This window comes from Brevibacillus nigriterrae, from assembly GCF_049846925.1.
Classification (GTDB): Bacteria; Bacillota; Bacilli; order Brevibacillales; family Brevibacillaceae; genus Brevibacillus_H.
Genome location: NZ_JBNCMT010000046.1, coordinates 24,993 through 34,878, shown reverse-complemented (window position 1 = coordinate 34,878; position 9,886 = coordinate 24,993). Strand labels below are relative to the sequence as shown.

Here is a 9,886-nt window from a genome sequence, read left to right as displayed (position 1 = left end):
ATCTGCGCAATGATGTCCCGGTTCGTGAATTGGAAGGTCTGGAGCAAACCAAAGAAGTGTTGTACGGGGAGTGTCCACGAGAGATCACGATTGAGGAAAACGAACTGAAATACATCGTAGATATCGTTGAAGGTCAAAAGACAGGCTTTTTCTACGATCAGAGAGAAAATCGTGCTGCCATTGCTCCATTGATGACGGGATGGGGCGAAAAGCACGGAATCAGATTGCAACCAGTAGGCTCAGACAACGAGCCATTAATGGATAAGCAAGGAAATCCTCGACTAGGCATAGAACCACTGCTTGACGAACAAAATCAGGTAGTAATGAAGCCAGTTGACCGACGTGGAAAAATTGTCAAGAATCCGTATTGGGATGGGGCAGAAGTGCTGGAGTGCTTCACTCACACAGGTTCGTTTACCTTAAATGCGTGCAAACACGGAGCGAAAAAAGTAACGGCGCTTGATATTTCCGAGCATGCCATCGAGACAGCGAAGCGCAATATCACACTGAACGGATTCTTGCACCGTGTTGATTTTGTGGTTGCCAATGCGTTCGATTATTTACGGGAAAATGTAGAAAAAGAGAAAACATGGGATGTTGTCATTCTTGATCCACCAGCGTTTGCGAAATCAAGAGGTGCTGTCAAAGGGGCATGTCGAGGCTACAAGGACATCAACCTGCATGGGATGAAGCTTGTCCGCAATGGCGGATACCTGGTTACTGCTTCGTGCTCTTATCACATGTCTCCAGAGCTGTTCCTGGAGACGATTCAGGAAGCTGCCTATGATGCCAAAAAAATCCTCCGCCTGATCGAGTGGCGTGGAGCAGGCAAAGACCACCCACAAATCAGTGGAGCGGACGAAGGACATTACTTGAAATTTGCCATTTTTGAAGTCAGGGATCGTAAATAATAGTCTGCGGGCAAAAAAACAGGCGGCATGTTGCAATAGAGCGACATGTCGCTTTTTTGTAAATGTATTTGTTTCAATTTTGCGACAATTACCTCTGTCCCTTTTACTAAACCCAAGCCTTTGAAGCAGTTTCGACCGTCGGCATGCAGTTTGCATTTGAAACTAGTAGAAAACGCTTTCAAACGCAAAAACAGGAGGTTGGTTTATGAAGCGATCAAAGGTTGTTTTGGCATTAACATCTGCATTTCTTTTATCAACGGTAGGTGCTAGTATGTACCAAAGCGATGTACAGGCGGCTTTTTCCCCTGTCATTCCAGGTGCACATAGTGTATTCGTGACCAAGTTTGACGGCAAAGAAGGAAATTGGCTAACTACCAAAAATCCGGCTCAATTCGCTCAAGCCACACTGTATGGAAATATCGGACTGGCTCCGTACGGATGGGGAGACAAGGATGAGGGAACAGGCTGGCACGAAATGTACCAGCCAGCAGAGATAACTGGGACGCAAATAAATGGTATGTTCGAAGACGCCAAGTTTGTCATTCGAGTGCCAGATGATTGGAACGGAAAACTTGTCGTCTCCGGTATACCTGCGACTCGCAATGAGACCTCCACTGACCTGTTGTTTAGTGATTATGTGTTGGGGCAGGGATACGCATTTGCTGCGATTGATAAGGGGACGCAGGGAGAGATTGACCCGAAAGATGCCCTTGCCAAAGTGAAGAATGCTTTAGTTGCCGAGGAGGATTCATTGGCAGAGTGGAATCAGCGTTTCCGCCAAATCACCAAAGCAGCCGTGAAGTATCTCGCTGATAACTACAAGGATCAACTCATTGATGACAACGATGAAGACAATCCGGCGAGTAAGCTCGTCTCCAAAAAGCATCCTATTCCCACGTATGCCATGGGAATCTCGAACGGGGGATATGTGGTTCGCCACGCATTAGAAAATGATGATCCGAAAAAAACCAAAGAAGCTGCCTTGTACGACGGCGGTGTTGACTGGGAAGGCGTGCTGTGGCGTTCCAAGGAAGACAATTTGATCACAACCTTGACGGACGTCGTCAATCACGCAGAGGAAGCCTTATACGGCAGTGGAGAAGCCCAGGAGAAGGCTACAGAGGAATTGTATAAAGCTGGGCTGCCTAAAGGATCAGAAAAATTGTGGGCCTATCATGATCAAGTTTACTGGTTCGTTACCTTGAATATTTACCGGGATGAATTCGACCCGAAAGCTCCGAAGAAGCTGGATTGGCGAGATTATCTTACTTTTGGAGCGGACGGTTTACGGGATCGATCACATGACGAGATCTACAAGAGCTATGATTATATGAAACGGCCATCCAGTGTACGAAAAAACGTGGAGAAAATTGAAAACACTGGTGACATTCAAGTACCGTTAATCAGTTTTCATGGAACGTACGATTCACTGGTTTTCCCGGATGCCCATGGCAAGGCGTATGAGAAACTGGTTCAGGAAGCAGGCAAGGGAGAGTTACATCGACTGTATCTCATCGAAAAGGGAAATCACGTAGACAGTCTGGTGTGGAGCAAATCCGACCCTGACCATGAGCTGCAGCCTCTTTTGCCCTATGCACACCAAGCCTTTGATCTGCTCGTCAAATGGGTAGAGGAAGGAAATGAGCCACCACAGAGCCAGACCATTCCCACTCCCAACGACCCGACGAAAGTGATAGAGATTGAATCAGGAAAAGAAATACAGCCGTTCTGATTATTCTCGGTTGATTTTTAGGAAAATTGTTTGTTGGAAAGAACGCTCTGGATTACTTCCAGAGCTTTTTTCATGCCCAATTCCTTGCCTAAAAACACCTGAGTTTCAGCAGGTGTGCTTCCTTTCAGCCTGGACAAGCTCTCCAGTTCATATTTGAGTAAATGTTCCACGATATGCAACTGAACCTTGCCAAGCTGTCGTTCGCTCTGCCGATCTCGTTCGAAATACTGCTGTCTTGCCAGTCTTTCTTCCACATACTTGTCAATGTCATCTTCGAGAAAGCGGGATGCCGTACAGATGACGTTCATGTATTCATCTGTCTTGGAGGGGATCACACGCAGCGTATGACCGAGATGGGCCAATAGAAACTTGTTCACAACAAGGCTGTTACGGGTGTAATCGTTGTGCAGTAGAGAATACTCACCAAGAAAATTTCCCGATTCCTTATCGAAACTGTGCAATAGGGTATAGCTAGAACAGTACGTGCAGAATAACAGATAATCTCTCATGGTGTACCCTCCGTTATGATCAATGTCCCATGACGGGGAGCCGAAAAAGTTGATTATCTACATAGTATGTACTGAGGAAACAACGTGATTCTCTTGACACTTGTAAAGACACGCCCCCTTTAGTATGCTCTTAATGAACCATGCGCCAAATTTGGGCGTATTGCATAAAATGGAGCATTCATCGCCTTAGTTTTCAAATGGAGAGGGAGTTTTTTAGATGACAAACAAAATACGTTTAGGGATCATTTACGGAGGCAAATCGTCTGAGCATGAAGTATCGCTCCGTACTGCGTTGTCAATCATGCAGGCAGTAGATCCCGATAAATATGAAATTACACCTGTTTATGTTCAACTGGATGGCAACTGGGTAAAAGGGGAAAAAATCGCAGGACAGCTGGAAGCAGTCGAAAAACTTCGTCTGACGGAATCGACTGCAACTGAAAATCTTCCTGCTACGACACAGTCGGCTGCTCCTGTTCTGGCACTCGGTCAGGAAATTGATGTGGTGTTTCCTGTCATTCACGGACCAAATGGAGAAGATGGCACCATTCAGGGGCTACTGGAGTTAGCTGATATTCCATACGTTGGAGCAGGTGTAATGGCTTCTGCGGTGGGTATGGATAAATGGATGATGAAAAATGTGTTTGCCCAATACGGATTGCCACAAGTCAAATTCGTTGGTGTTCTGCGTTCGCAACTGGACAACGACATCGCTAGCGTCATCAGTCGTATCGAAGCAGAAATCGGCTATCCTTGTTTTATTAAGCCTGCCAATATGGGTTCAAGCGTAGGGATTTCCAAAGCGAAGGATCGGGAAAGCTTACAAGAGGCTTTGCTCGTTGCGGCAAAGTTTGACCGTCGAATTGTTGTTGAGGCATTCGTCAAGGTAAGAGAATTGGAAATTGGCGTCCTGGGCAACGAAGAATTGCAAACCTCTGTGGTGGGCGAAGTCATTGCTGCCAAGGAATTTTATGATTACGAGGCAAAATATAAAGGGGCAGGAACAGAGCTACAGATCCCTGCAATTATTTCGCAAGAGTTGGAAGAAGAGATCGTGAGTACAGCCAAACTTGCCTACCAGGCACTCGATGGCTCTGGTTTGTCTCGTGTCGACTTCTTCTACGATGAAGAGAACCAGAAGCTTTATATCAACGAAATTAATACAATGCCGGGATTCACGCCATTCAGTATGTATCCGATGCTGTTCCAGGCGGCTGGCATATCTTATCGTGAGTTGATTGACAAACTGGTTCAACTGGCGATTGTGCGCCACGAGGACAAAAAACGCAATGCTGTGGTTGCAGAAGAACTGTAAATATAAAAAGCCGCTTCACGCTGAAGCGGCTTTCTCATTTCCTGATTACTTGATTATTTCCAGTAATGACTCTAGTTTCATCCCTCTGGAAGCCTTGAAAAGAATAGCATATTCCGCAGAGTTATACTGAGCCAATAACTGTTCCGCTTCTTCTTTCGTCTTGAAATGATTCTTTTTTCCTTGGAAGGTGTGTGAGAGTTCTGCTGCATCAACACCAACAGTAATCAAATGCTCGAATGTCCCTTCGAATTGATTCAGGTAGATACCGATATCAGCGTGAAGTTCACCGCTGTTTTCCCCGAGCTCGTACATATCCCCCAGCACGAGTATTTTTTGACGCTCAGGAAAGATTTCTGCAAATGTATCAATCGCTGCCTTCATGGATGATGGGCTAGCGTTATAGGCATCATTAATGATGATAGCGCCCGTCGAGGAATGGTTCACTTCAAAGCGCATCGCAGAAATATGAACGGTAGCCAATGCGGCAATGATTTCATCCCGGGTCATTCCCATTCGTAGGGCAATGGCAATAGCGGGCAAAGAATTGGCTACATTATGTTTGCCGAACAGTGGCAAGAACACTTCCAATCGATCGGTTGAGCCGATGTGAACCGTGTAATGAGTCCCTTGTCCATCAGAAGTAATCTGATCAGCCCAAATATCAGCCTGTTCGTTAACCGAGTAGAACCAAACTTCACCGTCGTACAGGTGGCTCACTTTGCGCAAGTATTCGCTGTCGCCGTTTAGCAGTACGAGTCCTGCCGGATTGGTGTGGGGAAGCAGTTCTGCTTTAGCCAAAGCAATTTTTTCGCGTGTACCGAAAAACTCCAGATGAGCGTCTCCGATATGAGTGATTACACTGTAATCAGGGTGCAACATGTCCGCTAGCAGGTCGATTTCACCTGCATGGCTCATTCCTAACTCTAGGACAGCCACTTCATGGGAGTCATCCAACTGAAGCAGAGAGTAAGGCACACCAAGATGATTGTTCAGGTTTTTAAATGTTTTGTATACATTATTTCGCTGTGACAGGACATGTGCAATTATATCCTTGGTAGTTGTCTTCCCGTTACTTCCCGTGACAGCGACAAAAGGCATATGGAAGGATTTCCGATAAGCTGAAGCCATTTTTTGAAAAGCGCGCAGCGTATCATTTACCAGTATGTATCCAAAATTTTCAGGGCTATCCTGTGGAATCTTATCCTGATTGCTGATCAGGGCTGCTGAAGCTCCCTGTTCGATTGCCTGAGAGATAAAATCATGTCCATCACGGCTGCCGACAATCGGTACAAACAATGCACCTGCTTCGAGCAAGCGAGCATCAAAATGAGCGGAGTGAACAGAAGTCGATGGATTCCCGTGCAAGATGATTCCTTCTGCCATTTTTGCAACGCTGGCAAGTGTTGTGTGTTTCATGGGTTCTCGTCCCTTCTTGCATTCTTTACTTAGCTAATCTTTCGTATCGAGGTCATGCTATCATGGTCGGCAGAGGGAAGCAAGTGAAATTAGAGGGTTCCCCTTACATGAATATGGAATTTGCATGTCCGCTATGTTGCAAACATGAGTAACAAATTGAATAATGTAGTAAAATAATAGGTAAAGGTTGACCTGTGATAAACTTATGTCCTATAATGTAGTGTGACAGTCTGTGCTTGAACAGTTGTCCCACTGTTTCACACGGAGGGAGGGAATTACAGATGGCAGAAATTCGCGTTCGTAAAAATGAATCTTTGGAAGCCGCACTTCGCCGCTTCAAGCGTGAAAGCGCAAAGTCCGGAGTTATGGCTGAACTTCGTAAACGCCGCCACTTTGAAAAGCCTAGCGTAGCAAAGAAGAAAAAATCCGAAGCTGCACGCAAGCGTAAGTTTTACTAGGCAGGAGGGCTAATCATGAGTGTAATGGAGCGACTCAATCAAGATATGAAGCAAGCGATGAAGGACAAAGCTGTACTGAAACTCTCCGTTATTCGCATGGTGAAAGCCGCTATTCAGAACGAGGAGATTACGAAAGGTAAGGCATTGTCCGACGACGATGTGCTGACCATCTTGACCCGTGAGTTAAAACAACGCCGTGACTCCCTCCAAGAGTTTGAAAAAGCTGGCCGTGATGATTTATCAAGCAAAACACGTGAGGAAATTGAGATCCTGACTGCTTACTTGCCTGAACAACTTAGTGAAGATGAGATTCGTCAACTTGTTCGCGAAGCGATTTCACAAGTAGGTGCCACCTCGAAAAAAGAGATGGGAAAAGTAATGGGAATCGTTATTCCGAAGGTGAAAGGTAAAGCAGACGGAACGATCGTTCAAACCATAGTAAATCAAGAATTATCTTAATAGATAATAGGAAAAACCCGGTCCGTATAGGATCGGGTTTTTTGGTATGTCTGTGCAAGTTCTATCCAGGGAACACTGATTTGAAACTTTGATTTTTATTCTCCGTATACCTACATAGAAAAGGAATGAAAGGAGGATTTGCGTGTACAGACAAGTTAATAGTCGGATCAGGATTCTCACTTTTTGGTTAATTTGTATGAGTATGCTGCTCGTACCGCTTAAGGAGAATGTTCATGCTGATGAAAATAAACGAGTTATGCTGATCTCTGTGAAGCAGGACATCGAGAGCGGACTGGAAGGATTTTTGAACAGAGCATTTACCACTGCCTCTGAACAAGGTGCTGACGTGGTCATTCTTGACATCGATACGCCAGGTGGTGAGGTAGGAGCAGCCAATAATATTGGACACCTGGTTCGGGAAGCACCGATGGAGGTGATTGCCTATATTGATAATCAGGCCTTCTCAGCGGGAACCTACATAGCGCTCAACGCTGACAAAATCGTGATGACTCCTGGCAGCAGTATCGGTGCAGCCGCCCCGATTGATCGAAGTGGAAATGCCGCAGACATAAAGATTATTTCGGCCTGGTCTGAAAAAATGGTAGCAGCAGCCAGATTAAACAATCGCAATCCAGAAATCGCTCGGGCAATGGTAGAGATTCAATCTGAAATACCAGGAGTGAAAGCGAAAGGTACAGTGCTCTCACTCGATGCAACCAAAGCCAAAGAGGTAGGCTATGCGGATCAGGTGGTAAAGGATAAGCAGGAACTGTATCAGTCGCTGGGAGTTCAGGAAGGTCAAGTCATGTCAATTGATCCTACCTTAAGTGAGCAAGTTGCACGCTTTGTGACTAATCCTACTGTGATGAGTCTCTTGTTTATTATTGGGTTGGTTGGAATTATTGCAGAGTTGCTTGTACCAGGATTTGGTGTTTATGGTACACTTGGTATGTTCTCATTTTCCCTCTATTTCTTCGGGCATTATGTAGCTGGATTCGCCAGCCTGTTGCATATCGGATTATTTTTGCTAGGAGTTATCTTATTGATCCTGGAAATATTCTTGCCCGGTGGAATTATCGGAGTGCTAGGATTTATCAGCATGGTGAGCGGTATCATACTCGCTGCCTATGATACATCGCAAGGAGCACTATCATTGGGGATTGCCAGTCTGGTAGCGATCGTGGTCGCTTATCTCTTGGTCAAATTCTTTGGATTGCGTGGATTGTGGACCAAATTTATCCTGCGTACCGAGTTGCGCAATGCTGAAGGATATGTTGCTCCAAAAGATCAGCGTGAGCTTTTGAATCAATCAGGGATTGCTTTAACTCCGTTACGTCCTGCAGGGATTGTGAAAATTGATGGGAAGCGGATCGACGCTGTTAGTGTTGGCGGATTTATTAATGCGGGTTCATCCATTGTTGTCATCCAAGTGGAAGGCACTCGTGTTGTTGTACAAGAACAAGAGATTGATGTGAAGGAGTAGATTGGAATGCCGTTTGATGCAGGTTTTCTTCCGTTTATTTTATTAGTAGCAGCAGGACTTGTAGTTCTTAGTATTTTCTTCTCATTTGTTCCGATTATGTTATGGATTTCTGCACTCGCTTCGGGTGTAAGAATCGGGATAATTACACTGGTAGCCATGCGTTTGCGCCGTGTTATTCCAGCTCGAATCGTGAATCCATTGATTAAAGCAAGAAAAGCAGGGCTTGAGCTGGACACGAATCAACTGGAGAGTCACTATCTTGCAGGTGGTAACGTAGACCGGGTGGTTGACGCACTCGTTGCAGCACAGCGTGCAGATATTCCTCTTGGATTTGAGCGTGCAGCAGCTATTGATCTGGCTGGTCGTGATGTATTGCAAGCGGTTCAGATGAGCGTAAATCCCAAAGTCATTGAGACTCCGATTGTAGCTGCCGTTGCGATGGACGGTATCGAAGTAAAGGCGAGAGCCAAAGTTACAGTACGTGCCAACATCGACAGATTAGTCGGGGGTGCTGGTGAAGAAACCATCATGGCCCGTGTCGGTGAGGGGATCGTAACCACCATCGGTTCATCCGAACGTCACAAAGACGTATTGGAAAACCCGGACCGCATCTCCCAGACAGTTCTCAATAAAGGTCTGGATGCGGGTACAGCCTTTGAAATCCTGTCGATTGATATTGCGGATGTGGATGTAGGCAAAAACATTGGTGCACAGTTGCAAACCGATCAGGCCGAAGCAGACAAGCGAATTGCACAGGCGAAAGCAGAAGAACGCAGAGCAATGGCTGTCGCAACAGAACAGGAAATGAAAGCTCGTGTACAAGAGATGAAAGCAAAAGTGGTAGAGGCAGAAGCAGATGTACCACTTGCTTTGGCAGAAGCGCTGCGCACCGGAAAACTGGGTGCGATGGATTATTACAATTTGCAAAATGTCATGGCAGATACTTCCATGCGCCAATCCTTCGGTCAAACCACAGATAAGCCCAAAGACATTGAAAAATAGGGGCTGATGCAGATGGATTTACTCGATATCTTGTTTGATTTGCTTGGCCTTGCCATCGCTTTGATCGGCAAGTTCTGGGTGGTAATCTTAGCGGGATTGAGTTACATGTTGTTTGGAAAAAAGAAAGAGCAGAAGAGAAGGAGACCAACCCTTCGACCGGTGCTCACACCAACAGCAGATGGAGGATACCCTACAGTACTGCGAGAAGAAGAGCCGGAAGTTCGTGTTGAGACAACTAATCCATTTTCTCGTTCCGTTGAGTATGTAGAATCCGATGCATTTGGCGAACACTCGCTAACACCGGGAAATCTCGATGAAATAAATGATCTTCATGTAAAATCAGAGCAAGAAGAGCAGGATCGAAGACGACATGTTGACCATGTCTCAAGCGAACGTCCTACAATAAACCCGAGAGAAGCAATGAAGTGGTCACTGATTTTTGCTCCCCCTCGTTCCAAACAACCATACCAGCAACAATTGATTAAAAACAGACAACGTAAATAGATAAAGGTAGAAACCGCAAAAGCTGATGATTGTTAGCTATTGCGGTTTCTTTTATAAAAGGAACAACAACTCGTAATAATATTTTGATAATACTGAA

Annotated in this window: 10 protein-coding genes; 8 read left to right on the top strand and 2 right to left on the bottom strand. The window is 45.5% G+C overall.

From position 1 onward, the window contains the following. Both ACPW7N_RS24190 and ACPW7N_RS24185 read left to right on the top strand, forming a co-directional pair. Positions 1–911, top strand: a 911-nt coding sequence (locus ACPW7N_RS24190; RefSeq protein ID WP_425654139.1) for a class I SAM-dependent rRNA methyltransferase, incomplete at its 5' end; no start/stop codon positions are given. Positions 912–1,116: 205 nt separating this feature from the next. Further along, positions 1,117–2,643: an alpha/beta hydrolase gene (locus tag ACPW7N_RS24185; RefSeq protein WP_425654137.1), complete on the top strand. Its 1,527-nt coding sequence runs from the start codon at positions 1,117–1,119 to the stop codon at positions 2,641–2,643. A 17-nt stretch (positions 2,644–2,660) separates the two neighbouring features. Here the strand turns inward: ACPW7N_RS24185 and ACPW7N_RS24180 are convergent, their stop codons facing one another. Continuing rightward, a complete protein-coding gene (locus ACPW7N_RS24180; protein WP_425654136.1) occupies positions 2,661–3,152 on the bottom strand; it encodes a hypothetical protein in 492 nt (163 codons plus the stop codon). A gap of 217 nt (positions 3,153–3,369) precedes the next feature. Between ACPW7N_RS24180 and ACPW7N_RS24175 the strand changes: the two genes are divergently transcribed. Continuing rightward, complete coding sequence (locus tag ACPW7N_RS24175; RefSeq protein WP_425654135.1) at positions 3,370–4,467, top strand: D-alanine--D-alanine ligase; 1,098 nt, start codon at positions 3,370–3,372, stop codon at positions 4,465–4,467. 45 nt (positions 4,468–4,512) lie between these two features. On the opposite strand, the gene ACPW7N_RS24170 is transcribed toward ACPW7N_RS24175, so the two are convergent. Beyond that, complete coding sequence (locus tag ACPW7N_RS24170; protein WP_425654134.1) at positions 4,513–5,883, bottom strand: UDP-N-acetylmuramoyl-tripeptide--D-alanyl-D-alanine ligase; 1,371 nt, start codon at positions 5,881–5,883, stop codon at positions 4,513–4,515. A gap of 281 nt (positions 5,884–6,164) precedes the next feature. Between ACPW7N_RS24170 and rpsU the strand changes: the two genes are divergently transcribed. From rpsU to ACPW7N_RS24145, 5 genes are all read left to right on the top strand, one after another. Beyond that, the gene (gene rpsU, locus ACPW7N_RS24165) at positions 6,165–6,341 is read left to right on the top strand and encodes a 30S ribosomal protein S21 (RefSeq protein ID WP_425654133.1); all 177 of its coding nucleotides are present in this window, start codon (positions 6,165–6,167) and stop codon (positions 6,339–6,341) included. A gap of 15 nt (positions 6,342–6,356) precedes the next feature. Continuing rightward, complete coding sequence (locus ACPW7N_RS24160) at positions 6,357–6,800, top strand: GatB/YqeY domain-containing protein (RefSeq protein WP_425654132.1); 444 nt, start codon at positions 6,357–6,359, stop codon at positions 6,798–6,800. 136 nt (positions 6,801–6,936) lie between these two features. Continuing rightward, on the top strand, positions 6,937–8,283 hold the full coding sequence (locus tag ACPW7N_RS24155) for an NfeD family protein (RefSeq protein WP_425654142.1): 1,347 nt from the start codon (positions 6,937–6,939) through the stop codon (positions 8,281–8,283). Between the two features lie 6 nt (positions 8,284–8,289). Then, positions 8,290–9,285, top strand: a complete 996-nt coding sequence (gene floA / locus ACPW7N_RS24150) for a flotillin-like protein FloA (RefSeq protein ID WP_425654130.1) — start codon at positions 8,290–8,292, stop codon at positions 9,283–9,285. A 12-nt stretch (positions 9,286–9,297) separates the two neighbouring features. Next, on the top strand, positions 9,298–9,789 hold the full coding sequence (locus ACPW7N_RS24145; RefSeq protein WP_425654127.1) for a hypothetical protein: 492 nt from the start codon (positions 9,298–9,300) through the stop codon (positions 9,787–9,789). Positions 9,790–9,886: the final 97 nt, after the last annotated feature.

Bases quoted from the DNA above. Each gene is read 5' to 3' on its own strand.
- ACPW7N_RS24185 (WP_425654137.1), top strand. From the start codon at position 1,117: ATGAAGCGATCAAAGGTTGTTTTGGCATTAACATCTGCATTTCTTTTA.
- ACPW7N_RS24180 (WP_425654136.1), bottom strand. From the start codon at position 3,152: ATGAGAGATTATCTGTTATTCTGCACGTACTGTTCTAGCTATACCCTA.
- ACPW7N_RS24175 (WP_425654135.1), top strand. From the start codon at position 3,370: ATGACAAACAAAATACGTTTAGGGATCATTTACGGAGGCAAATCGTCT.
- ACPW7N_RS24170 (WP_425654134.1), bottom strand. From the start codon at position 5,883: ATGAAACACACAACACTTGCCAGCGTTGCAAAAATGGCAGAAGGAATC.
- rpsU (WP_425654133.1), top strand. From the start codon at position 6,165: ATGGCAGAAATTCGCGTTCGTAAAAATGAATCTTTGGAAGCCGCACTT.
- ACPW7N_RS24160 (WP_425654132.1), top strand. From the start codon at position 6,357: ATGAGTGTAATGGAGCGACTCAATCAAGATATGAAGCAAGCGATGAAG.
- floA (WP_425654130.1), top strand. From the start codon at position 8,290: ATGCCGTTTGATGCAGGTTTTCTTCCGTTTATTTTATTAGTAGCAGCA.
- ACPW7N_RS24145 (WP_425654127.1), top strand. From the start codon at position 9,298: ATGGATTTACTCGATATCTTGTTTGATTTGCTTGGCCTTGCCATCGCT.